General features: G+C 72.6%; 19 protein-coding genes and 1 pseudogene. 14 read left to right on the forward strand and 6 right to left on the reverse strand.

The genetic code is table 11. The features are described 5' to 3' along the window. The first annotated feature begins 14 nt into the window (after nucleotides 1–14). From ACWDZ4_RS12010 to ACWDZ4_RS12050, 9 genes and pseudogenes are all read left to right on the forward strand, one after another. Nucleotides 15–1307 (forward strand): ABC transporter substrate-binding protein, encoded by a 1293-nt coding sequence (locus ACWDZ4_RS12010; RefSeq protein WP_451508273.1) that lies wholly within the window; start codon nucleotides 15–17, stop codon nucleotides 1305–1307. After that, nucleotides 1307–2314 carry a carbohydrate ABC transporter permease gene (locus tag ACWDZ4_RS12015; protein WP_451508274.1) on the forward strand — a complete coding sequence of 336 codons (1008 nt, stop codon included), beginning with the start codon at nucleotides 1307–1309 and terminating at the stop codon, nucleotides 2312–2314. The genes ACWDZ4_RS12010 and ACWDZ4_RS12015 overlap by 1 nt, the downstream gene beginning before the upstream one ends. After that, the gene (locus tag ACWDZ4_RS12020; RefSeq protein WP_451508275.1) at nucleotides 2311–3180 is read left to right on the forward strand and encodes a carbohydrate ABC transporter permease; all 870 of its coding nucleotides are present in this window, start codon (nucleotides 2311–2313) and stop codon (nucleotides 3178–3180) included. Before ACWDZ4_RS12015 ends, ACWDZ4_RS12020 begins: the two co-directional genes overlap by 4 nt. Before the next feature lie 6 nt (nucleotides 3181–3186). Further along, nucleotides 3187–3750: a hypothetical protein gene (locus ACWDZ4_RS12025; RefSeq protein ID WP_451508276.1), complete on the forward strand. Its 564-nt coding sequence runs from the start codon at nucleotides 3187–3189 to the stop codon at nucleotides 3748–3750. Between the two features lie 60 nt (nucleotides 3751–3810). Next, entirely contained in the window at nucleotides 3811–6549 is a 2739-nt protein-coding gene (locus ACWDZ4_RS12030) for an exo-rhamnogalacturonan lyase family protein (RefSeq protein ID WP_451508277.1), read from the forward strand. Between the two features lie 221 nt (nucleotides 6550–6770). Then, a complete protein-coding gene (locus tag ACWDZ4_RS12035) occupies nucleotides 6771–7820 on the forward strand; it encodes a LacI family DNA-binding transcriptional regulator (RefSeq protein ID WP_451508278.1) in 1050 nt (349 codons plus the stop codon). Between the two features lie 86 nt (nucleotides 7821–7906). After that, nucleotides 7907–8269, forward strand: a pseudogene (locus tag ACWDZ4_RS12040) (cysteine dioxygenase); the annotation flags it as partial. A gap of 158 nt (nucleotides 8270–8427) precedes the next feature. Beyond that, complete coding sequence (locus tag ACWDZ4_RS12045; RefSeq protein ID WP_451508279.1) at nucleotides 8428–9762, forward strand: MFS transporter; 1335 nt, start codon at nucleotides 8428–8430, stop codon at nucleotides 9760–9762. A 182-nt stretch (nucleotides 9763–9944) separates the two neighbouring features. Further along, nucleotides 9945–12575, forward strand: coding sequence for an ATP-binding protein (locus tag ACWDZ4_RS12050; RefSeq protein ID WP_451508280.1), 2631 nt, complete (start codon nucleotides 9945–9947; stop codon nucleotides 12573–12575). 35 nt (nucleotides 12576–12610) lie between these two features. Here ACWDZ4_RS12050 and ACWDZ4_RS12055 read toward each other — a convergent pair whose 3' ends face one another. Beyond that, nucleotides 12611–13891 carry an MFS transporter gene (locus tag ACWDZ4_RS12055; protein WP_451508281.1) on the reverse strand — a complete coding sequence of 427 codons (1281 nt, stop codon included), beginning with the start codon at nucleotides 13889–13891 and terminating at the stop codon, nucleotides 12611–12613. A gap of 113 nt (nucleotides 13892–14004) precedes the next feature. Here ACWDZ4_RS12055 and ACWDZ4_RS12060 point away from each other — a divergent pair, with 113 nt between their 5' ends. Then, nucleotides 14005–14865 (forward strand): alpha/beta fold hydrolase, encoded by an 861-nt coding sequence (locus ACWDZ4_RS12060; RefSeq protein WP_451508282.1) that lies wholly within the window; start codon nucleotides 14005–14007, stop codon nucleotides 14863–14865. Between the two features lie 171 nt (nucleotides 14866–15036). On the opposite strand, the gene ACWDZ4_RS12065 is transcribed toward ACWDZ4_RS12060, so the two are convergent. From ACWDZ4_RS12065 to ACWDZ4_RS12075, 3 genes are all read right to left on the reverse strand, one after another. After that, complete coding sequence (locus ACWDZ4_RS12065; RefSeq protein ID WP_451508283.1) at nucleotides 15037–16287, reverse strand: SGNH/GDSL hydrolase family protein; 1251 nt, start codon at nucleotides 16285–16287, stop codon at nucleotides 15037–15039. 121 nt (nucleotides 16288–16408) lie between these two features. Next, nucleotides 16409–16903 (reverse strand): hypothetical protein, encoded by a 495-nt coding sequence (locus ACWDZ4_RS12070; protein WP_451508284.1) that lies wholly within the window; start codon nucleotides 16901–16903, stop codon nucleotides 16409–16411. An 8-nt stretch (nucleotides 16904–16911) separates the two neighbouring features. Next, nucleotides 16912–17352: an ATP-binding protein gene (locus ACWDZ4_RS12075; protein ID WP_451508285.1), complete on the reverse strand. Its 441-nt coding sequence runs from the start codon at nucleotides 17350–17352 to the stop codon at nucleotides 16912–16914. Nucleotides 17353–17557: 205 nt separating this feature from the next. Between ACWDZ4_RS12075 and ACWDZ4_RS12080 the strand changes: the two genes are divergently transcribed. Genes ACWDZ4_RS12080 through ACWDZ4_RS12090 form a run of 3 tightly spaced genes read left to right on the forward strand, consistent with a single transcriptional unit; the run spans nucleotide 17558 to nucleotide 19523 of the window. Continuing rightward, on the forward strand, nucleotides 17558–18418 hold the full coding sequence (locus ACWDZ4_RS12080) for a helix-turn-helix domain-containing protein (RefSeq protein WP_451508286.1): 861 nt from the start codon (nucleotides 17558–17560) through the stop codon (nucleotides 18416–18418). Further along, nucleotides 18418–18654: a DUF397 domain-containing protein gene (locus ACWDZ4_RS12085; protein WP_451508287.1), complete on the forward strand. Its 237-nt coding sequence runs from the start codon at nucleotides 18418–18420 to the stop codon at nucleotides 18652–18654. The genes ACWDZ4_RS12080 and ACWDZ4_RS12085 overlap by 1 nt, the downstream gene beginning before the upstream one ends. Nucleotides 18655–18713: 59 nt before the next feature. Then, the gene (locus ACWDZ4_RS12090; RefSeq protein ID WP_451508288.1) at nucleotides 18714–19523 is read left to right on the forward strand and encodes an SAM-dependent methyltransferase; all 810 of its coding nucleotides are present in this window, start codon (nucleotides 18714–18716) and stop codon (nucleotides 19521–19523) included. Between the two features lie 295 nt (nucleotides 19524–19818). Here the strand turns inward: ACWDZ4_RS12090 and xylB are convergent, their stop codons facing one another. Beyond that, entirely contained in the window at nucleotides 19819–21297 is a 1479-nt protein-coding gene (gene xylB, locus ACWDZ4_RS12095; RefSeq protein ID WP_451508289.1) for a xylulokinase, read from the reverse strand. A gap of 137 nt (nucleotides 21298–21434) precedes the next feature. Here xylB and xylA point away from each other — a divergent pair, with 137 nt between their 5' ends. Further along, nucleotides 21435–22607, forward strand: coding sequence for a xylose isomerase (gene xylA / locus ACWDZ4_RS12100; RefSeq protein WP_451508290.1), 1173 nt, complete (start codon nucleotides 21435–21437; stop codon nucleotides 22605–22607). A gap of 6 nt (nucleotides 22608–22613) precedes the next feature. On the opposite strand, the gene ACWDZ4_RS12105 is transcribed toward xylA, so the two are convergent. Next, nucleotides 22614–23834, reverse strand: a complete 1221-nt coding sequence (locus ACWDZ4_RS12105) for an ROK family protein (RefSeq protein ID WP_451508291.1) — start codon at nucleotides 23832–23834, stop codon at nucleotides 22614–22616. Nucleotides 23835–24154 lie beyond the last annotated feature (320 nt).

Genomic DNA, 24154 nt, shown 5'->3' on the forward strand with positions numbered 1-24154 from the left:
TGAAGGGGTCAACCATGCGCACAACCAGGCATGTCGAGAGGCGTACCTTCCTGAAGGCGGCCGGCGCCTCACTGGCGACCGTGGGGCTGACCGCCGCGGGGTGCGGGGGCGGCAGCGGCTCCTCCGGCGGCGGCCCCGTGACCATCAGGTATGCCTGGTGGGGCGCCGACGACCGCGCCAAGAAGATCAACGAGTCGATCGCGCTCTTCGAGAAGAAGCACCCGAAGATCAAGGTCAAGACGGACTTCCAGCCCTACCTGGACTTCTGGAAGAAGTTCAACACGCAGGCCGCGGGCGGCAACGCGCCGGACGTCATCCAGAACGCGGTGACCTTCCTGCGCAAGTACGCGGCCCGCAACGTGCTCCTCGACCTGAACCCCCAGGTCCAGGCGGGCAACCTCAGCACCGACAACTTCCGTGCCGGCCTGGAGAAGTTCGCCGAGATCGACGGCAAGCTGCTCGGCCTGCCGGTCGGCTCGAACTCGATGGGCTACATCATCGACGAGAAGGTCTACGAGAAGGCCGGCGTCACGCCCGAGTCCGGCTGGACCTGGGACGACTGGTACGCCGGTCTGGAGAAGATCAAGCGCAGGACCGGTGTCGCCGGCGACTCGGGACCGCACTCGATCATGTACTACTACGACCTGAAGCTGCGGCAGCGGGGCAAGGCGTTCTTCACCGAGGACGGACTCGGCTTCCAGGAGAGCGACCTCGAAGCCGAGTGGACCGAGGCAATGAAACGAATCAGGTCCGGCGTCTACGCCGACGCCAAGAAGGCCGAGCAGATCAAGCCCAAGGCCGCGACCGCCGGGGGCCTTTCGGCGGGCGAGTTCACCTGGGACAACTTCACCGTCCGCTACGCCGCCGAGGGAAAGAGCGCGTACGGCATCGCGCCCATACCGACGACCGACGGCAGGAAGACCGGCCAGTACCTCGGCTCCCTGATGCTCAGCGGCACCGCCCGCACCAAGCACCCCGAGGAAGTGGCCACCTTCATCAACTTCATGGTCCACGACCCGGAGGTGGGCCGGATCATGGGCTACGACCGCGGAGTGCTCTCCACCACCGAGCAGTTCGAGGCCTTCGAGCCCACCGACAAGGTGAGCAAGCAGATCTCGGCGTACGAGACGCAGATCGCCGAGACGGGCGTGCTCGAACCCATCACCCCGCACCCCGCCGGCGCCGATGTCGTCGAGGCGGCCTTCCTGCGCCTCGCCACCGAGATGAGCCTCGACAAGGCGTCACCGGGCGAGGCGGTCGACAAGTTCTTCACGGAGGCGAAGACGGCCTTCACCGCGAACGCCTGATGGGGCGGACAGTGACGCACACCGGACACGCCCCGCCCCCGCCGGCGGCCACCCGCGCCGAGCCCCCGCCCGGCCCCGGCCGGGGCGGCGCGCCGCACTCCGCCGGACTGCGGCGGGGCAGCCGCCGCGAGAACCTCGCCGGCTACCTCTTCATGTCGCCCTGGATCGCCGGCTTCCTGCTCCTCACCGCAGGCCCCATGGCCGCCTCGCTCTACTTCGCCTTCACCGACTACAACCTCTTCGACGCACCCCGGTGGATCGGCCTCCAGAACTTCAGCGACATGTTCGCCGACCCCCGCTGGCAGAAGTCGGTCGAGGTCACGGTCGCGTACGTCGTCATCGGTACGCCGCTGAAACTCGCCGCCGCACTCGGCGTCGCCCTGCTGCTCGCCCAGAGCCGCCGCGGCCAGTCCTTCTACCGGGCCGCGTTCTACGCCCCGTCGCTGATCGGCGCGAGCGTCTCCGTCGCCGTCGTGTGGCGGGCGCTCTTCACCGACGACGCCGTGGTCGACCGTACGCAGCAGCTCTTCGGCATGGACGCCGGCGGCTGGGTCGGCGACCCCGACATGATCATGTACGCCCTGGTCGCGCTCACCGTCTGGCAGTTCGGCGCGCCCATGGTCATCTTCCTGGCCGGGCTGAAGCAGGTGCCGCGCGAGCTGTACGAAGCGGCCGAGATGGACGGCGCCGGCCCCTGGCGCCGGTTCTGGAACATCACCCTGCCGATGATCTCCCCGGTGCTCTTCTTCAACGTCCTGCTGGAAACCATCCACTCCTTCCAGATCTTCGGCTCGGCCTACATCCTCGGCGGCCAGGGCAGTCCCTGCGGGCCCGCCGACGCCACGCTCGTCTACACCTGTTACCTCTACCAGCAGGGCTTCGAGAACAGCCGGATGGGCTTCGCCTCCGCCATGGCCTGGATGCTGCTGATAGCGGTCGGCCTGGTGACGGCGGTGCTGTTCTGGTCGCAGAAGCGCTGGGTGCACTACGAGGAGAACGCCCGGTGACCCTGACTCCCGACCCCACCTCGTCACGCCGGCGGGAGCACGCCGGATCACTCGGCTGGCACCTGGGCGCACTGGCGGTGCTCGCCGTCGTGCTCTACCCGGTGATCTGGGTGCTCGGCGGCTCCTTCAAGCCCGGCAACGAGATCATCGGCAGTCTCGACCTGCTGCCGACCGATCCGATCGTGGCCAACTACACGCGGCTCACCGAAGGCATCGCGGGCATCCCCATCTCCACCTTCTTCGTCAACTCCACCGTGCTGGCCGTGGGTTCGGTCGGCGGAGTGGTGATCTCCTGCTCGCTGGCCGCCTACGCCTTCACCAGGATCAGGTTCGCGGGACGCAACCTCCTCTTCACCCTGATGATCGGCACGCTGCTGCTGCCGTACCACGTCCTGATGATCCCGCAGTACGTGCTGTTCCAGAAGCTGGAACTGATCAACACGATGGTCCCGCTGCTGCTCGGCAAGTACCTCGCCGTCGACGCCTTCTTCGTCTTCCTCATGGTCCAGTTCATGCGCGCCCTGCCCAAGGAACTGGACGAGGCGGCGCGCCTGGACGGCTGCGGACACTTCCGGATCTACTGGTCGATCGTGCTGCCCCTGTGCCGCCCCGCCCTGATCACCAGCGCGATCTTCACCTTCATCAACGCCTGGAACGACTTCATGGGCCCGTTGCTCTACCTCAACGAGCCCGAGAAGTACACCGTCTCGCTGGGACTGAAGATGTTCGTCGACCAGGACGCGGTCGCCGACTACGGCGGCATGATCGCCATGTCGCTGGTGGCGCTGCTGCCCGTGCTGGCGTTCTTCCTCGCCTTCCAGCGCTACCTCATCGACGGCATGGCCACCTCCGGCCTGAAGGGCTGACCGGCCGTGGCCCGCTTCCACGAGCGCTTCGGCGTCTTCGCCGAGTGCCTGCTCACCGGCGTGTGGATCGCCCTCGCCTCGCTCCCGCTGGTGACGTGGCCCGCGGCGCTCGCCGCCGGGGCGCGGCACCTGCGACGCCATCTGACCGGCGAGGAGAGCGCCGGATGGCGGGAGTTCGCCGCCGACTTCCGTGCCGCGGCCCGCCGGGGCTGGGCCGTGGGCCTGGCCGGCTGGGCGGCGGCCTGGCTGCTGTGGCTGGACCTCGCGGCGGTACGAGCGGGCCTGCCCGGCGGCCCCCTCGTCGGCACGGTCGGCATCCTCGCCCTCATCGGCTGCGCGGTGGCGGCGCTGCGGGCGGCCGCCGACTGGCAGCCGGCGGCCTCCTGGCGCGTCCTGCTGGCGGCGGCGGGCCGGCGTACGGTCCTCGACCCCGCCGGATCGCTCCTGATCGTCGGCGGATTCGCGGTGGTCGCCGCCTCCGCCTGGTTCGTGGCGCCGCTGGCCGTGCCGGTGGCCGGCGCCGTCACGGCGGCGGCCGTCGCCGTGGAGCGACGGTACGTGTCCCGCTGAGGCCGCCGTCCCCCTCACCCGCACCACGCCCCACACCCCACACAACGGAAGGGCACGACCATGTCTTCGATCCCCCGCAGATCCCTCCTCAAGGCGGCGGCGGTCGCCGGCGCCGCCGCCCAGTTCAGCTGGGCGCTGGGCACCCCCCGCGCCCAGGCCGCGCCCGGGGCCGACGCCGCCGGCACGGACCCCGTGACCCTGAAGTGGCTGGAGGACACCGGCCTGGGAGCCGCCCCCGGCGCCACCCTCGGAGTGCCGTGGCCCAAGGGCGCGTACGACAAGGACCAGGCGTTCACGCTCACCACCGCCGAGGGCAAGGACGTCCCCGTCCAGTCCTGGCCGCTCGCGCACTGGCCCGACGGCTCGCTGAAGTGGACCGCGCACGCCGTCGGTCCCGAGGTCACCGCCGCCGCCTTCACGCTCAGCGCCGGAACGCCGGCCGCGCCCGCCCGTAGAGTCACGGTCTCCAGCGGCGGCGGCACGATCGACGTGTCCACGGGCGTCATCACCGCGAAGATCGGCAAGAGCGGCTCCACCCTCGTCAAGTCCGTCACCCGGGGCGCCACCGAGATCGCCGGGAACGGACGGCTCGTCCTCCTCAGACAGGGCGAGATCGAGGACGGCGACCAGGGGAGCACGAAGTACGAACGCTTCGAGAGTGCCATCTCCGAGGCCGTGGTGGAACAGGACGGCCCCGTCCGCGCCGTCGTCCGCATCGACGGCAGGCACCGCCGCGGAAACCGCAGCTGGCTGCCGTTCTCCGTCCGCCTCTACTTCTACGCGGGCGCCGAGTCGTTCCGCATGGTGCACACCATCACGTACGACGGCACCCAGGAGCCCGGCAAGGCGAGCGGCGACTTCGTCCGCGGCCTCGGCGTCCGCTTCACCGTGCCGATGCGCGACGAGGCGTACGACCGCCACATCCGCATCGGCGGTGACGGCACGGGCCTGCTGCGCGAAGCCGTCAAGGGCATCACGGGCCTGCGCCGCGACCCGGGAGCCGCCGTCCAGGCCGCGCAGTTCGAGGGGAAGAAGCTGCCCGACCCGGCCACCTGGGACCAGCGCGTCACCAGCCGCCTCCACCTCATCCCCACCTGGGGGGACTACACCCTCAGCCAGCTCTCCGCCGACGGCTTCACCCTGCGCAAGCGCACCAAGGAGGGCCACGGCTGGATCCCGGCCGGCGGCGGACGCCGCGCCTCCGGCTTCGGGTACGTCGGCGGGGCGAGCGGCGGACTCTCCTTCGGGCTGCGCGACTTCTGGGAGAAGCACCCCGCCGGGCTCGACATCCGCGGCGCGCACACCGACGAGGCCGAGGTCACGCTCTGGCTCTGGTCGCCCGAGGCCCCGCCCATGGACCTGCGCTTCTACCACGACGGCCTCGGCCAGGACACGTACGCCGAGCAGCTCGAAGGTCTCAACATCACCTACGAGGACTACGAGCCCGGCTTCGGCACCCCGTACGGCATCGCCCGCACCAGCGAACTCCTCTTCTGGGCCCACGGTTCCACACCGGACGCCGAGGCGCTGGCGCGGGAGGTGACGGCCGTCCGCACCCCGCCCCAGCTCGCCGCCCCGCCCCGGCAGCTGATCAAGGCCAGGGTCTTCGGCGGCCTGTTCTCCGAGCCCGACCGGTCCGTGCCCGCCAAGGCGAAGATCGAGGACCACCTGGACTTCCTCTTCACCTACTACAAGGACCAGGTCGAGATGCGGCGCTGGTACGGCTTCTGGGACTACGGCGACGTCATGCACAGCTACGACCCGGCCCGCCACCAGTGGCGCTACGACGTCGGCGGCTACGCCTGGGACAACTCCGAGCTCTCGCCCGACCTCTGGCTCTGGTACGCCTACCTGCGCTCCGGCCGCGCCGACATCTTCCGCTTCGCCGAGGCCATGACCCGCCACACCGGCGAGGTCGACGTCTACCACCTCGGCACCTGGGCCGGCCTCGGCACCCGGCACGGCATCCAGCACTACGCCGACAGCGCCAAGCAGCAGCGCATCGCCAACACCACCTACCGCCGCTTCTACTACTTCCTCACCGCCGACGAACGCACCGGCGACCTCATGCACGCCAACGTCGACTCCGACGAGACCTTCCTCGCCCTCGACCCGATCCGCAAGATCCGCACCGAGCCGTACACCCCCGACCGGCACGCCCTGTCGGTCGGCTTCGGCACCGACTGGAGCGGACTGGTCTCGGCCTGGCTCACCGAGTGGGAACGCGGCGGCCCCAAGGCGGCCAAGGCCAAGGCCCGGGTGCTGTCCACCATGGAGACGATCGCCGCCCAGCCCAACGGCTTCGTCCAGGGCAGCGGCCTCTACGACCTCGACACCGGCCGGTTCGCCGTCGCGAAGGAGGCCAGGGTCGAGGTCTCGCACCTGTCGGCGGTCTTCGGACTGAACGAACTGTGCGCCGAGCTGATCCACCTCGTCGACATGCCGGAGTTCAAGGAGGCGTACCTCGACTACTGCCGCTACTTCAACGCCACCAAGGCCGAACAGGCCGCGCGCTACGGCAAGAACTTCGGCTCGCTGATCCTCTTCCAGGGACACTCGCGGCTCGACGCGTACGCGGCGGTGCAGAGCGGCGACGAGAAGCTGGCCAAGCGCGCGTGGGAGAAGTTCTACAACAGCGACGGCTACAAGGAGTCGTCGCCGTGGACCACGGAGAAGGTGAGCGGACCGGTCGCGCTCGTGCCGGGCAGCGAGGCGAACTGGGTCCACACCAACGACACCGCGCTGTACGGTCTGGCCGCCATCGAGAACCTGGCGCTGATCGGCGACCGGATGCCGTAGGCCGTGCGGTACGCCCCGCCGCCACCGGAAGCCGCCTCTTCGCGGGCAACCGCACCGCGTCGGACCTGGGAATGCCGCTCGGCGTCCCGGGTCCGACGCGGTGCGGCCGGCACCTGATGCCCCATCACCCATCGCCCTGCCCTGGTCGCAAGGGCCTCGCGTACCGACCCATTCATGACGGCTCCGGGACCACCCGCGCCGGCCGAAGGAGAGGGCAGATTTTGGCTACCGCACAGCCGGTGGGCATCAAGGACGTGGCCCGCGCCGCCGGAGTCTCGGTCGGCACGGTGTCGAACGTCCTCAACCGCCCCGAAACCGTCGCCGTGCCGACCCGGGGCCGGGTGCTGTCCGCGATCAGCCGGCTGGGCTACGTGCGCAGCGATTCCGCGCGCCAGCTCCGGGCGGGCCGCAGCCGCATGATCGCCCTGCTCGTCCTCGACATGGGCAACCCGTTCTTCGTGGAGGTCGCGCGCGGCGCCGAGCGGGCGGCGCGCGCGGCAGGGCTCGGCGTCATGCTCTGCACCAGCGGCCAGAGCCCCGCCGAGGAGGCCGGCTACCTGGGCCTCTTCGCCGAACAGCGGGTACGCGGCGTGCTGCTCACGCCCGCCGACGCCACCGGCCGCACCGTCGAGGATTTCCGCCGTCACGGCATCCCCTTCGTTCTCGTCGACCGCGTCGCCGAGGGGCGAGGCGGGTGCTCCGTCTCCGTCGACGACGTCACCGGTGGGGCACTCGCCGTACGCCACCTCGTCGACGCGGGCCACCGCGACATCGCGTTCGTCGGCGGCCCCGCCCGGCTCCAGCAGGTCAAGGACCGCCGCGACGGCGCACGCGCGGCCCTCGCCGAGGCGGGCCTGGAGCCCGGCGCGCTCAAGGAGATCCCCACCGACCGCCTCGACGTGGCGGCGGGCCGCGACGCGGGCGCCCGGCTGCTCGGCCTGCCCGAGGCGCACCGGCCCACCGCCGTTTTCTGCGCCAACGACCTGCTCGCGCTCGGTGTGCTCCAGGCGATGTACGCGGCGGGTGCCGGCGTGCCGGACCGGCTGGCGATCGTCGGGTACGACGACATCGAATTCGCCGCCGCTGCCGCCGTCCCCCTCACCTCGGTGCGCCGGCCCGCCCCGACCATGGGCGCCATGGCCACCGGCCTCCTCCTGGAGGAGACCGGGGCCACCACACCCACATCCGAGCACGAACACGAGCACCAGCGCGTGGTGCTCCAGCCCGAACTGGTCGTACGCCGCTCCACCCTGCAGCCCCGCGCCGGCTGAGGCCCGGACGCCGGCGTCCCGGTCACGTGTCCTTCCTCGGGTGGCCACGACCAGGCACCGTCGCGGAATGCCGGGCCGCCCTCGTGCGCCACCTGCTGCACGCCGGGCACGACGGGAGCCTCCCGGTCGTCGCGCTCGGCCGGTACTCCCCGCGCACGACCATGTGGCGTGGTGCGCGACCGGCGTCCACGCGGGCACCGAACACGAGCGGCGCTACCGGCTGGTCCCGTCCTGCGGCGGTGCGGCGGTGCGGCGGCGGCGCGGCTGGTCGCCACGGAGGACGTCGTCACCGGCGGGGGACGGTGTGCGGGTCCGCGCCGCCCGGAGACATCCACCGGCTCTGGAACGCGGGCACGGACGGGGCGGTCTCCCTCCATGCGTACGGCGCGGACCTGCCGCGCCTCGGTACGAGCGTCCGGCGGGCGTACGCGCTGAGCACCGACCGCTGAGCGCGCCGCTGCCCGCGGGCCGGACCCATTGACACGCGCGGAGGGTGGGCGGAAACTGCGGGGCGAACTGATCGCGAACTTAAGTTCACTGTGCGAACATGCGTTCCTTCCGCCCCGCCCCCGCCTTGCCCCGACCCGCCCCGACCCGAAGGTTCCCCGTGCCCCAGAGCTCCCTGCGCCCCGTGGCGCTCGTACTCGGCCTGTGCTGGCTGGCCGTCTTCTTCGACGGCATGGACGTCAACATCTACGGCGCGGTCATGCCGCACATGCTCGACGACCAGGACCTGGGCCTGACTCCGGCCAGTGCGGGCACCATCGGCAGCTGGACCACCTTCGGCATGCTCCTGGGTGCGCTGGCCGCCGGAAACCTCACCGACTGGCTGGGCCGGCGACCCGTCGTGATCTGGTCCGTGATCCTCTTCTCGCTCGGCTCGGCGCTCTGCGCACTGGCCGAAGGACCCGCGTTCTTCGGCGCCGGGCGCTTCGCCGCGGGCCTGGGGCTCGGCGGGCTGATGCCCACCTGCCTGGCCATGGTCATGGAGTTCGCCCCGCGCGGCCGGGTCGCCCTCGCGACCGGGCTGCTGATGACCTCGTACCACGCGGGCGGCATGGTGGCCACCGGCCTCGGCCTGTCCCTCGCCCCGGCGTTCGGCTGGCGCTGGGTGTTCTGGGCCGGCGTCGCGCCCGCGATCATCGCCGTACCGCTCATCGTGCGCCACCTGCCGGAGTCGCCCGGCGTGCTGCTCGCCCGCGGCCGCCGCGCCAAGGCCGACGCGATCGCCGACCGGTACGGACTGGAACGCCCCGAGCCCGCCCAGGCACCGGCCGCCGGGGCCAAGGGCCGCTGGGCCGCGGTGCTCGCGCTGTTCGCCCCGGGCTGCCGCTGGGCGACCCCGCTGCTGTGGGCCGCGTCCTTCTGCGGCCTGCTCCTCGTGTACGGAGTCAGCACCTGGCTCCCGCAGTTGATGCGCGCCTCGGGCTACGGCCTCACCTCCTCCATCAGCTTCCTGATGGTCATCAACGCGGGCGGCATCGTCGGCATGCTGATCGCCGGACGCACCGCCGACCGCTTCGGCCCGGTGCGCGTCTCCGCCCTGTGGTTCGTCCTCACCGCCGCCGGAGCGCTGCTGATGGGCCGGGAACTGGGACTGGCCCTGATGTACGGCGTCGTGTTCATCACCGGCGTCTGGCTGTTCAGCGCCCAGGTGATGGTCTACGCCGCGACCAACACGGTGTACGCGCCCGGGCAGCGCGCCACCGGCCTCGGCTGGGTCACCGGCGTCGGCCGGCTCGGCGCGGTCGTCGGTCCGTCGCTGGGCGGCGCCCTGGTGGCCAACGGCATGCAGGACTGGGGGTTCACCGCCTTCGCGGTGGCCGGGCTCTGCGGAGCCGCGGCCATCTCACTGGTGCCGCTGACGGCCCGCCGGAGCGGGCGGGGCGGATCCGGCGCCGGCGCCGGCGCCGCGACCGCGACGGCGACGGCGACCACCTGACGGGGCGTCCGCACCGAAAGGGCGTCCGCCCCGAAAGAGTCTTCGCATCGTCCGCGTGCGTCGTCCCGTCACCGGGCCTGCGGGTAACGGTCGTTCACTCGTCCCGGATCAAAGTGCGCCGATCGATTCCGCACCGCGGTGCTGCCGGGCTACGCTCGAGATCCGCCACCTTTTGGGGAGGGATGATGGTGCCCGTCCCGGAGCACCCGGTCACCGTCCCGCTGCTGGAGCGCGAGACGGAACTCGCCGCCGCCAGGCACGCCGTCGAAGCGCTCTGCGCGGACACGCCGGCCGGTGGGGTCCTCGTCTGCAGCGGCGAGGCCGGTCTGGGCAAGACAGCGCTGCTGTCCGAGATCCGGCGCCTCGCCGCCGGACGGTGCACGGTGTGGTCCGCGCGCGGTGGCGAGGCCGTCACCTCCGTCCCCTTCCACGCCGTACGGCAACTCCTGCAGCCCGCCCTCACCCTGCCCGGCGCCGTGGACGTCAGGGAGCTGCTGGGCGACGGGTACGAGATCATCGGACCCGCGCTCGGCGTGGCGCCGCCCGACGGGCGGGCGGACCCCCAGGGCGTCCGTGACGGCCTGGACGCCCTCGTCCTGCGGCTGGCGGCCACGCACCGGCCGCTGGTCCTGATGGTCGACGACGCGCACTGGTCCGATCTGGAAACGCTCGGCTGGCTGGCGTCCTTCGTCCAGCGCGAGGACCTTCCGGTGCTCGTCGTCATCGCGTACCGCCCCGAGGAACCCACCGGCGACACGGCGGAGTTCCTCCGGGCGGTGGAGGCCGTCGCCCGCCAGTGCGTGCGTCTGCGGGCGCTCACCCCCGAAGCCGTGGCCGGCCTCGCACGGGCCGCGCTCGGCCAGCACGCGGACGAACCGTTCTGCCGTGAGGTGTGGGCGGTCACCGGGGGCAACCTCTACGAGACCGTGGAGCTCGTCGCCAAGGTGCGCGACGAGGAACTGGACCCCGTGGAGGATTCCGCCGGCGTCCTGCGCGCCCTCGGCGCGTCCGCGCGCGGCACCGGCCTGATCACCAGACTCGAAGAACTGGGCACCGCCGCCACCCGGTTCGCCTGGGCGGCCGCCATCCTCGGCACCGAGATCTCACTGGACCTGGCCGCCTCGCTCGCGAGCCTGAGCCGCGACCAGGCCGCCGACTGCGCCCAGCGGCTGCGCGCGGCCCGCATCCTGGCGGGCAGCGACCCGATGGAGTTCGTCCACCCGCTCATCGCGGGCGCCGTCTACCGCGCCATGCCGCCGGCCACCCGCACCGCCATGCACGGCCGGGCCGCCTGGACACTCACCCAGGCCGGCCTGGGCGCCGCTGCCGTCGCCAGGCACCTCCTCGAAGTCCATCCGGACGACGACCCGGAGCTGGTCGCCCAACTGCGCGAGGCCGCGGCCGAGCACCTCGCCGTCGGCGCTCCGGACGCCGCCAGACGCTGTCTGGAGCGCGCCCTCCTGGAGCCGCCGCTGCCCGAAGAGCACGCGAAAGTCCTGTACGAACTGGGCTGCGCCACCCTGCTGACCTCGCCCGCCACCACCGTCGGCCACCTGACGTCCGCCCTCGGCATGCGCGGTCTGGACGCCGGCCGGCGCGTGGACGCGGTCTTCCGGCTGTCCCAGGCCCTCACCCACAACAACCAGACACGGGAGGCGGCGCAGGTCGTGGCCGCCGAGGCCGCCCGGACCGCCCCGGGCCCCGCCAGGATGCGCCTCCAGGCCGTGCACTTCCTGTGGGAGGGCGTACAGGCGGCCGAGGACGACGGCCCCGGACGCTCCCGGCGCCTCGCCGAGATGACCGACGGCCTCCAGGGGCGCGACAACTCCGAACGCGCGCTGCTCATACTGAGGGCCTTCGACGCGGTCGCGCGCGGGGAGAACGCGGAGGAGATCGTCCAGACCTGCGACCGCGCCCTGCTGGACGGCCGGCTCGCGCCGGGCCTCGGCTGGACCAACACCGAATGGGGCTTCGAGCCCCCGGCCCTGCTCGGCCTCGCGTACGCCTTCGCCGACCGCCTCGACCAGGCGGAGAGCCTCTTCGACGAGGCGCTGCGCGACTTCGAGATCTCCGGCTGGAGCGGCGGCCACCTGGCCTTCGCCCATGCCCTCGTCGGCTACCTCCAGCGCAGGCGCGGCAGGCTCGCCGAGGCCGAGGCGTACCTGCGCGAGAGCCTGCGCCTGGCCGAGCGCGTCGGCAACGGCCTGCCGATGCACTGGGACGCCGCCTGCATGCTCATCGACACGCTGCTCGCGCGGGGCAGGACCGACGAGGCCCAGGAGGCGGCCGACCGCCACGGGTTCGCCCCGCCGTACCCGTCGTCGATCGTCGTCCCCGACGCGCGGTGCGTACGCGGAAGGCTGCTGCTGGCCCAGGGCCGCGCCAAGGAAGCCGTCGCCGAACTCGAAGCCGCCGGGGAGGCGCTGTCGGCGCGCGGTCGGCACAACGGTGTCATGGCCCCCTGGGCGAGCGACCTCGCCCGCGCGGTGGCCGCCGACGACCCCGGCCGCGCGGCCATCCTCGCCGCCTACGTGCGCGACCGCGCGGAGCGCTTCGGCACGGACACCGCCATCGGGGAGTCACTGCGCTGCGCGGCGGCCCTGGAGGAGGGGGAGCGGGCCGTGGAACTGCTGGCCAAGGCGGTCGCGTTCCTCGAGAACTCCCCCTGCGCGTACGAGCACGCCCTGGCCCGTGTCGAGTACGGCATCGCCGCGCGCTCCGAGGACGAGCTGGTCCGGGGCCTGGCCCTCGCGGAGAAGTGCAGCGCCGACGGACTGGTGGCACGGGCCGGGGAGGCGCTGCGTTCGCTCTGAGGCACGTTCCGGACTGCTTCGGACCGTTCCCGGGATCAGCGTTCCAGCTCCCTGTGCGCGCTCTCGGGAAGCCGGAAGTACACCGCGGTGGACACCAGGCAGAGCGCGGCGACGTACCACGGGAACAGCCCCGGGCGGCCCAGCTCCTTGAACAGCGTGCCCACGTACGGCGCCGTACCGCCGAAGAGCGCGACCGTGAGGGAGTACGGGAAACCGATGCCGGCGGCGCGCACCCTGGCCGGGAAGATCTCCGCGTTGACCGCCGCCGAGATGGAGGTGAAGCCGGTGAGCAGGACCATTCCCGCGCACTGCACGAGCAGCAGCGACACGAAGGAACCGTTGACGGAGCGCAGCAGCGGCACGCTGAGCAGCGCGAAGCCGATGCCGAAGAACAGCAGCAGCGGCTTGCGGCCGTAACGGTCGGAGAGCAGTCCGCCGACCGGCTGGAGCAGCGCGAAGAAGGCCAGTGAGACGGTGCCCGCGAGCAGCGCGTCGGACGTGGCGGTGCCCGCGTTCAGTTCGGCGTACGTCGGCAGGTAGGACGTCCACGTGTAGTACGCGATCGTGCCGCCCGCCGTGATGCCGCAGATCAGCAGCGACTGGCGCGGGTGGTGGCGCAGGGCGTCGAGGAGTCCCGGGCGGGGCCCGCGCACACGCTCGGCGGCGAGCGTCTCCTGGGCCCCGCGGCGGATCCAGAACCCGACCAGGCTGAGCACCGCGCCCACGACGAACGGAACGCGCCACCCCCATCCCTCCATCGCCCCCTCGTCGAGGCCGGCGACGAGCGCGGCGGCGATGCCGGACGCGGCGAGCTGGCCCGCGGTGGTCGAGACGTACTGGAAGCTGGAGAAGAGGCCGCGCCTGCCGGGTCCGGCGGACTCCACCAGGAAGGTGGTCGAGGCGGCGAACTCGCCGCCGACGGAGAGCCCTTGGAGCAGCCGGGCAGCGACCAGCACCACGGGAGCGAGGATTCCCGCGGACGCGTACGTCGGTGTCAGGCCGACCAGCAGGCTGCTGCCGCCCATCAGGAGGATGGTGACGGTGAGCGCGGCCCGCCGCCCGTGCCGGTCGGCCACGGCGCCCATCAGCAGGCCGCCGACCGGCCGCATGAAGAAGCCGACGGCGAAGACGGCGAAGGCGGAGAGCAGGGGGACGAGGGAATTCCCGGCGCCCGGGGGGAAGATCTGGCCGGCTATGTAGGTGGCGAGGAAGGTGTACGCGTACCAGTCGTACCACTCGACGGCATTGCCCACGGAGGCCGCGAGCAACTGCCGGTGGGGGCGGCGCGCAGGGGCGGAGGTCTGTGTCATGATCATGACTATCTCCCGGTGGAGGCGGCGTCAATCGCCCCGCGCCCCGCGTCACGGTCCTCTTTCGGGGCACGCGTGCGGGGCGGCCCGTTGGCGCACGCGCGAAGGAGGGCGAAAGAATGTTCGAAGGCTTCGAGGCCGGGCGGATCCAGCTCGATGAGGCATCCGTCTTCGTCCGCCACGGCGGGGAGGGGCCGCCGGTGCTGTTGCTGCACGGCCACCCCCGGACCTCCGCGACCTGGCACCGCGTTGCCCCGCTGCTCGTCGAGCGGGGCTTCACGGTCGTCTGCCCCGACCTGCGGGGGTACGGCCGGTCCCGCGGTCCGGCGCCCACCGCGGACCACTCGGGTCATTCCAAGCGTGCCGTCGCCCACGACATGGTCGAGGTGATGCGTTCCCTCGGGCATGCCCGGTTCGCGCTCGCCGGGCACGACCGCGGGGGCGCTGTCGCGTTACGCCTCGCCCTCGATCACCCCCGCGCGGTGTCACGGGTGGCGCTGATCGACTGCCTGCCCGTCACCGAGCACCTGTCCCGTATCACCGCCGAGTTCGCCACACAGTGGTGGCACTGGTTCTTCTTCGCCCAGCCGGACACCCCCGAGCGGGTGATCAACGCGGACCCGGACAGCTGGTACCGCGGCGATCCGCAGCGCATGGGACAGGAGAACTACGACGAGTGGCGGGAGGCCACGAGGAACCCCGACGTGGTGCGGGCGATGCTGGAGGACTACCGGGCCGGCCTCACCGTCGACAGGCGCCACGAGGAGGCCGACCGGGCCGGCGGGGTACGGATCCGGTGTCCCGCGCTGATCCTGTGGTCGCTCCGGGACGATCTCGAAGAGCTCTACGGAGACCCGTTGGAGATCTGGCGGCGCTGGGCGCCCGACGCACGCGGCCACGGCATCGATGCCGGGCACCACGTGGCCGAAGAGGCCCCGGGCGCGCTGGCCGCCTCCCTGGGGGACTTCTTCGACAGCTGACCCGGGCAGAGAACGACCGCCCCGGCCGCATCCCGCCCCGCGCCGCCCCGGCCGCATCCCGCCCCGCGCCGCCCCGGCCGCATCCCGCCCCGCGCCGCCCCGCGCCGCCCCGGCCGCATCCCGCCCCGCGCCGCCCGGCCCGGCCCGGCCCGGGAGGGCCCGGCCGGAGTGCTAACGCCTGGAGCAGCGCAGGCTCTTCAGGTCGACGGTGTCGCTCATCGTCCGCATCCCGAGGTCGTTGGGGTGGAGGTGGTCGCCGCTGTCGTACGCCGGAAGGATGCGCGACGGCGCGGCCGGGTCCCCGACCGCCTCGTCGAAGTCGACGACCGCGTCGAACGCCCCGCCGCCGCGGATGAAGGCATTGACCTCCTGCCGTACGGTCTCTCCCGCCGGCGTCCACTCCCGCCAGCCCTCGTACGGCATGACGGTCGCTCCGACCACGCACACACCCGCGGCGTGCGCCCTGCCGACGAGCTGCCGGTAACCGGCGATCAGGTCGGCGGCCGTCGGCGCGGGCACGGCCTTGATGTCGTTGACCCCTTCGAGCAGGACCATGGTGCGCACGCCCCGCTGCGAGAGCACGTCCCGGTCGAGGCGTTTGAGCGCGCTCTCGCCGGCGCCGTCCTCGAGGACCTTGTTGCCGGAGATGCCTTCGTTGGCGACGCCCTTGATGCGCGTGCCGGGGTCGGCGTCCAGCCGACGGGCCAGGAAGTCCGGCCAGCGTTGGTTGGTGTCCCGGGTCGAGAGGGCGCCGTCGGTGATCGAGTCGCCGAGCGTCGCCACGGCGCCGGTGCCGCGCCGGGCGTCGACCGTCACCGCGTCGAGGTAGAACCACGAGGTGGTCTTCTGGGTGTAGGGCGTGGCGGAACCGTCCGCGGCGTGGTCGCCGGCGGGCGCGACGTACGAGGTCTGCAGGGCCGTCCTGTGGCCGGTCGCGGCGCCGCCCGCCCGCCGTACGTACACGCTGACGGCCAGATCCGACTGCGGCCGGACCGTGCCGGGCAGCGGGTCGCTGTGGACGGACCCGCCGGGCGGGACGGTGACCGAGGCCGATCCGGCGAAGGACAGCGGCCGGTTGGTGCCCGGCACCAGCGCGGCGCCGGTGGCCCGCAGTCCGGCGTAGACACGGCCGAACGTCACCGGCTGGTCGCCGAAGGCGTTGGAGAGCCGGATCCGCAGCCCGCCGCCGCCCGCGCTCGTGCGCACGACGAGCCGGTACGTACGTTCCGGGGCCGCGCCGGCGGTGGACAGCCTGTCCGCGCCGGCGGCCCAGGTGACGACGGGCGTGGTGCCGCGCGCGGCGGAGGGCCCGGGTGACGGGGAGGCGGTGGACGGCGGCCCGGAGGCGAGGAGCGTCCCGATCGCGAGGGCGACGGCCGCCGGGAGACGCGGGGCGTGTGTGCGCGACGTGGGTCTGTTCATGGCGCGGAGGTCCCTCCCCTGGGCATGGGCGTACCGCAAACGGCACTCGGGGAATCGACTCCCGGCGCGGCACGTGCTGTCCAGGGTGCGAAACCGGCAGCAGTGGCTCGCGCGGAGGGGGTCAGGACCCCTGATGCGGCACAGTGGACCACGCCGGAACGGTGTCCGCGATCCGGCACGCCATCAGGTAGAGCGGAATCGGCGGCGTGTACGGCGAGTTGCCTTCCGGCGAGTGGATCAGGCGCGGACGCGTCGCGGGCACGTACAGCCCGGGGACGTACCGGGCAGGCTGCGGCCAGACCAGGCCGTGGTCGGACTCGGCCGGCACGACCCACCACCACCAGCCGGGATCGGCGAAGACGCAGCCGGGCCGGGACAGATGCGCCATCATCCGGAACCCGTGCCGCGCGGGAAGACCCACCGCGTCGCAGCCGAGCGGCACGGAGAGGCCGGGCGGCACGGGTAGCCGGACCGGTCCGCCACCGTGCTCGCCGTGTCCGCCGGGCTCACTGTGTCCGCCGTGTCCGTCGGGCTCACTGTGTCCGCCGTGTCCGTCGTGCTCGCGGTTGGCGCGGCGGCGGGCGCGCGCAAGGCGGCCGGCCGGCAGGTTGGTCATCACGGACCTCAGCAAGGAAGCTCCGCCCAGACGATCCGCCCGGGGCCGTCCGCGGCGTCGCGTGTTCCCCAGAAGCTGCTCAGGGCGTCGACGAGCTGCAGCCCGCGCCCGTGCTCCTCGTCGCCGGCCTGGCGCAGCTGCGGCCCGGTGGGACGCAGTCCCTGGTCCTTCACGGCCACACGCAGCCGGCCGTCGCTGTCGCGCAGTTCGCACACGATGTGCTCGCTCGCGGTGTGCAGCAGGGCGTTGGTGAACAGTTCGGTGACGATCAGTGCCGCCGTGTCGCAGGCGTCCTCGTGGACGCCCCACTGCGTGAGCTGCCGCCTGGCCAGGCGCCGGGCGGCGGCCACGCATTCCGGGCGCGCCGGTAATTCGAATCCGTACCGGCGTATGGCTGTCCCCCGGCAGAGGTCCATGAGCTGGGGGACGAGCGCAGTGCCTGGTGCCACGAGCGTTTCCTCACGGTGGGGGGCAGGGCCGGACAACTGCTACCCCCCGGGGACAGCGTGCGGCATCCGCGTGAACTGGTTCGCCGCTCAACTCTCCTCCTGAAAGCGACACTTGGCAAGGGGCACTGTGAAAATTGCAGAGTGTCGTTTCTTTGGCCGCGACCGCGTGGCACACTGCTCGCAACAGCCCATGGGGAGGTCTGAAGTGAGTGAACCGCGGTCCGCCCCGACGGTGGGTCAGGTCGTTCTCGGGAAGCGTCTGCTGGACCTGCGCGAGAGAGCCGGTCTGAGCCGCGAAGAGGCCGCCAAGGTGCTCCGCGTCACCCCGGCCACCATCCGCAGGATGGAGACGGCCGAGGTCGCGCTCAAGATCCCTTACGTACAGCTCCTGCTGCCGGCGTACGGGCTCCCCGCCGAGGAGACCGCATCCTTCGTCGAGCTGGCCGAGGAGGCGAACAGGCCCGGCTGGTGGCAGCGGTTCCACGGCGTCCTGCCCGACTGGTTCAGCATGTACGTCAGCCTGGAGGGCGCCGCGTCACTCATCAGGGCGTACGAACCGCAGTTCGTGCCGGGTCTCCTGCAGACCGAGAGCTACGCCCGCGCCATCATGCGCGGCGGAGCCGTCGGTCAGACCAGGCCCGACGCCATCGAGCGGCACGTGGCCCTGCGCATGGCACGCCAGAGCCTCCTCACCCGCCCCGACGCCCCGAAGCTGTGGGTCGTCATGGACGAGACGGTCCTGCGCCGGCCCGTCGGCAGCCCGGACGTGCTGGGGGAGCAGATCGACCGCCTCCTGGAGGCCGCCGACATGCCCAACGTCACGTTGCAGATCGCCGAGTTCGTGACGGGCCACCACCCCGGTACCTACGGCCCCTTCGTCCTCTTCCGCTTCGCCGTGCCGGAACTCCCGGACATGGTCTACAGCGAGTACCTGACCGGCGCGGTCTATCTCGACTCGCGCTCCGAGGTGGCGTCCCACCTCGAAGTCATGGACCGCATGGCGGCTCAGGCCGCGACTGCACAACGCACAAAGGAGATCCTCAAGGATCTCCGCAAGGAGCTGTGATGGACCGGATATACAACGGCATGCCCGCGAACGACCTGCCCGCGGAGGGCTGGAACAAGCCGTGGAGCGGTGGCAACGGCGGCAACTGCATCGAGGCCATGAAGCTGGCCGACGGCAGGGTCGCGGTCCGCCAGTCCGCAGACCCCGAGGGCCCCGCGCTGATCTACACCCCCGGTGAGATCGCCGCCTTCATCCAGGGAGCCAAGGCCGGCCAGGCGGACTTCCTGCTCACCTGAACCACCACGCCGCCCCGTCCTCCACCGTTCGCCGTCCACCGCTACCCACGGAGCGCCGCATGACCGGGCACGACCACACCGCCGTCGAGATCGACACCGGCAAGCCGCATCCGGCGCGCATGTACGACTGGTTCCTGGGCGGCAAGGACAACTACCCGGTGGACGAGGAGATGGCGCGCCAGCTCCTCGCCCTCGACTCCCGGGGGCGCGACATGGCGCGGGTCAACCGGGCGTTCATGCACCGGGCCACGCGCTGGCTCGCCGAGAAGGGCGTGCGCCAGTTCCTCGACATCGGTACGGGCATACCGACCGAGCCGAACCTCCACCAGGTCGCCCAGCGGACCGCGCCCGACGCGCGCGTCGTCTACTGCGACAACGACCCGATCGTGCTCGCCCACGCGGAGGCGCTGCTGCGCTCCACCCCCGAGGGTGCCACCGAGTACATCCAGGCCGACGCCCGCGAACCCGATCTCATCCTGGAGCGGGCGGGCAGGACGCTCGACTTCACCGAGCCGGTCGCGCTGTCCCTCGTCGCGCTGCTGCACTTCGTGGGCGACGAGGACGGTGCGCACGCGCTGGTGAACCGCCTCATGGACCGGTTGCCGTCCGGCAGCTACCTGGTCCTTTCCCACGTCACCGGGGACTTCGACCCGGAGGGCGCGGCGAAGGCGGCCGCGATGTACTCCGCGCGAGGTCTCACGCTGCGGCCGCGTTCGCGCGAGGAGTTCGCCGCGTTCTTCAACGGCTTCGCACTCGTCGAGCCGGGCGTCTCGCTGGCCGCCGACTGGCGTCCCGAGCTCGGCGAAGTCATCGAGGTCGCGGGCGACGAACCGATCCCGGGCTACACGGGCGTGGCCCGCAAGGTCTGACGCGGTCCACCCCGCGGGGCTGTTCCCCTGCCCGCCCCTTCCCGAAACCGGGGGCCGGGCCCTCAGACCCCGGGACGCCCTCCGGCGCGTGTCCTCGAACGCCGGACGGGCTTGAGTCGCCGGCCGGGCTCGGTTTTCGCGGCGCGGCTGAGCTTTCCGCGCCGCGTCGGGCTTTCCGCGCCGCGTCGGGCTTTCCGCCCGTCCGGCGATCGAGGACCGGGGTCCGGGGCGGAGCCCCGGGTTACGGGAAGGGGCGGGCAGGGAACAGCTCCGCAAGGGAGGCGGCCCGCCCACCCTAGCCGGGGGACCCGGCGCCGGTGAGCCCGTCGAGCACCGACGTGACCCGGGCCCAAGTCGCCCAGTCGCGCTCCAGGGCCGGGACCTCCCTGCCGCCCCCGGCCCCCCACTCCGCCGCGATCGCCACCGCGTCCCGCCCGCTCGCCGCCCCCGCGGCAAGCGCCGCCGCGCCGAGTGCGACCAGCTCGGCGGCCTCGGGGATCAGCAGCGGGCGCCCGGAGAGGCGTCGTACGGTCTCCACCCATGTACGCCCCCGCGCCCCGCCCCCGACCAGGCGCAGCGGACGCGACGCCACCGCCGGATCGGCGGGGTCGAGGCCGCAGGCGCGCAGTACCTCGTCCAGGGCCCGCAGCACGGTCACGGCCGCGCCCTCGTAGGCGGCGCCCAGGAGCTGCTGCGGGGTGGTGTGGTGGCGCAGGCCGGTCAGGAGGCCGGAGGCGGCGGGCAGGTCGGGGGTGCGCTCGCCGTCGAGGTAGGGGAGGAGCACCGCCTCGCCGCCCGGCGCGGCGTCGTCGCGGTCCAGGCCCAGGAGGGTGGCGACCCTGTCGACGGCGAGGGTGCAGTTCAGGGTGCAGGCCAGCGGCAGGTAGCCGCCGTCGGCGGCGGCGAAACCGGCCAGCGCGGGCGAGTCCGGCCGGGTGCGGGTCGCCGCGAACACCGTGCCGGACGTGCCCAGGCTGAGCACCGGATGGTCCAGCAGCCCGGCGCCGCCCAGGCCCAGTCCCACCGCCGCGGCCATGTTGTCGCCCGTACCCGCCGCGACGGCGATCCCGGCGGGCAGGCCGATCCGCTCGGCCGCCGCGCGTGTGAGGGAGCCGATGCGGGTGGCCCCGGTGGGAGCCACGGGCGGCAGCAGCTTCTCGTCCAGGCCGGCCAGGCCGAGGAGCCGGGAGTCGTACGCGCCCGTGGCGGTGGAGTACCAGCAGGTGCCCGAGGCGTCGCCCGGATCGGTCGCGGCCACCCCGGCGAGGCGCTCGGTGAGGAAGTCGTGGGGGAGGCGTACGGCGGCGGCGGACTCGGCGGCGTACGGCTCGTTCTCGCGCAGCCACCGCCACTTGGCGGCCGTCATGGAGGCGACGGGCACGGATCCGGCGCGCGCCGTCCACGCGGCCGGGCCGCCCAGAGCCTCGGTGAGGGCGGCGGCCTGCGGGGCCGAACGGGTGTCGTTCCACAGCAGGGCGGGCCGCAGCGGGCGCCCTGCGCCGTCGAGGACGACCAGGCCGTGCTGCTGGCCGGCGACCGCGATGCCGGTGACGGCGGAGGCGGGGACGCCGGACTCGCGGAGCCCGGCGGCGACGGCGGCGGCCAGGGCCTGCCACCACTCCTCGGGGTCGCTCTCGCGCGCGCCCCCCTCGCCCGTGACCCGGTGCGGCGCGCGCCCCACGGCCAGCAGCCGGCCCGTGACGGCGTCGGTGAACGCCGCCTTCGTGGACTGCGTGGAACTGTCCACTCCGACGACGACCCTGCTCGGCGGCATGGGGCCCCCTCTTCTCCTCGGCCGCGTGGCTTCTCGCGGCTTCTGCGTCTTCTGGTCTTCTGGTCTTCTGGCTCTTCTGTGGAACAGGTTGGTCGTGCAGTATTAGTCATGTCAACAAACAAATGGAGGCCGGTCATATGTCGGAGCGCTTCACCCCCACCCCCGACGACAAGTTCACCTTCGGTCTGTGGACCGTCGGCTGGCAGGGCGTCGACCCCTTCGGTACGGCGACCCGCCCCGCTCTCGACCCGGTCGAGTCCGTCCGGCGCCTCGCCGGACTCGGCGCCCACGGCGTCACCTTCCACGACGACGACCTCATCCCCTTCGGCTCCACGGACACCGAGCGCGAGGCACACGTCAAGCGGTTCCGCCAGGCGCTGGACGACACCGGCATGAAGGTGCCGATGGCCACCACGAACCTCTTCACCCACCCCGTCTTCAAGGACGGCGCGTTCACCGCCAACGACCGCGACGTGCGCCGCTACGCCCTGCGCAAGACGATCCGCAACATCGACCTCGCCGTCGAACTCGGCGCCACCACCTACGTCGCCTGGGGCGGCCGCGAGGGCGCCGAGTCCGGCGCCGCCAAGGACGTGCGGGTTGCTCTCGACCGCATGAAGGAAGCCTTCGACCTCCTCGGCGCGTACGTCACCGAGCAGGGCTACGACCTGCGCTTCGCCATCGAGCCCAAGCCCAACGAGCCGCGCGGCGACATCCTGCTCCCCACCATCGGCCACGCGCTCGCGTTCATCGAGCGCCTGGAACGCCCCGAAATGGTCGGTGTGAACCCCGAGACCGGCCACGAGCAGATGGCCGGGCTCAACTTCCCGCACGGCATCGCCCAGGCCCTGTGGGCGGGCAAGCTCTTCCACATCGACCTCAACGGCCAGACCGGCATCAAGTACGACCAGGACTTCCGCTTCGGCGCCGGCGACCTGCGCCAGGCCTTCTGGCTCGTCGACCTGCTGGAGACGGCCGGCTACGAGGGCCCCCGCCACTTCGACTTCAAGCCGGTGCGCACCGACGGCGCCGACGGCGTGTGGGCCTCCGCCGCCGGCTGCATGCGCAACTACCTCATCCTCAAGGAGCGGGCCGCCGCCTTCCGCGCCGACCCGGAGGTCCAGGACGCCCTGCGCGCCTCCCGGCTCGACGAACTCGCCCGGCCCACCGCCGAGGACGGCCTCGCGGCGCTGCTCGCGGACCGCGGCTCCTACGAGGACTTCGACGTCACGGAGGCGGCCGGGCGGAGCATGGCCTTCGAGACGCTGGACCAGCTGGCGCTGGACCACCTGCTGGGCGTACGTCCGTAACCGGGGTCAGTACGCCGCCGGGTCGGCCAGTACGTCCCGCACCACCAGCGCCGCCGCGCCGCGCGCCGCGTCCCCGGTCAGGGACGCGGCGCGCAGCCGGCCGCCCGGCCCGGCCCACAGGCCGGACACCACCCGGCGGCCCAGCTCCCGGTCGGCGGGGGGCGACAGCCACGGCATCAGCGTCCGGTAGATCCCGCCGAGCACCACCGCGTCCGGATCGAAGAGGTTCACCGCGCCGGACAGGACGAGCCCCAGCATGGCCCCGGCCTGCCGGATCGCGGCCACGGCCCGCGCGTCGTCCGCGCGCGCCCGGGACGCGAGCTCCGTCACGCCCGGCAGCCCGGCGTTCTCGTCGATGCCCGCCGCCCGCAGCACCGCGCGCTGGCCGGCGTACTGCTCCAGACAGCCCCGCGATCCGCAGCGGCACCCGGGCCCCTCCGGGTCCACCACCACGTGCCCGATCTCGCCGGCGAACCCGTGCGCGCCGCGCAGCAGTTCGCCGCCCAGGACGAGCGCGCCGCCGACGCCGATCTCCCCGCTGAGGTAGAGGAACGTCCGCTCGCGGCCGAGATCGCCGAACCACAGCTCGGCCAGCGCCGCCAGGTTCGCCTCGTTGTCGGAGCCGACCGGCAGGGCCCGCCGTCCGGGCAGCAGCTCCGCCAGCGCCCGCGCGAAGACGTCCTCGGCCGCGACCCCGTTCCACCCCAGATTGGGCGCCTGGCGGACCGTACCGCCGGAGACCAGACCGGGCAGCGCCAGCTGTACGCCGACGGGCCGCAGGTCGATTTCGGCCGCCGACTCCCACGCCCGCGACGCGATCCGGGCGGCGCGCGCCAGGACTTCGGCGGGTTCGGCGCCGCGGTTGTCGGTGTGCTCGGTGAGCCGTACCCGGTCGCTTCCCGACAGGTCCGTCACGCACACCGACACGTAGTCGATGTTGACCTCGACGCCCAGTCCCGCCACGCCGGTGCGCGCCACCTCCAGGACGGTGCCGGGCCGCCCCGCCTGCCCGCTGAACGTCTTCCCCGACTCGGTGACGAACCCGCTGTCCAGCAACTGCTCGACCAGCGAGGAGACGGCGGCCCGCGTCAGTCCCACCCGGGCCGCGACCGCGGCGCGCGTCGCCTCGCCGCCGTCGTGGACGGCGCGCAGCACCAGGCTCAGGTTGTGCCGGCGCACCGTGTCCTTGTCGGCCTTGGGTTCCAGCCGCGGGGGGTTGCTCTTCATGGCACCGAGAGCCTAGGCGACGCCGTGCGCGGGCCGTCCGTCCGGGCGAAGCGCCGGTGTACTTCGGGTGAAGTCCTGGTTACTCGCGAGGAACGGCAAGGTTGCTCTAAGGTGAGCGCTCCGATCGACACCGCCTGCGGATCCCATGGGTGAACCGGGCTTTGCTGTGTCAATCGAAGGAAGTCCTGTCAATCGAGGACGCAATATGTAGCGCAGGGCGACGTGGTGTCGGCAACTCCGCCAGACGTCGGCTTCCGTACGAGCCGAACCGCCCTCCTCCCGTCATCCGGGAGCCGACGGCGGCGGTCCTCTCTCATTCA

The organism is Streptomyces sp. NPDC003016 (assembly GCF_053591455.1).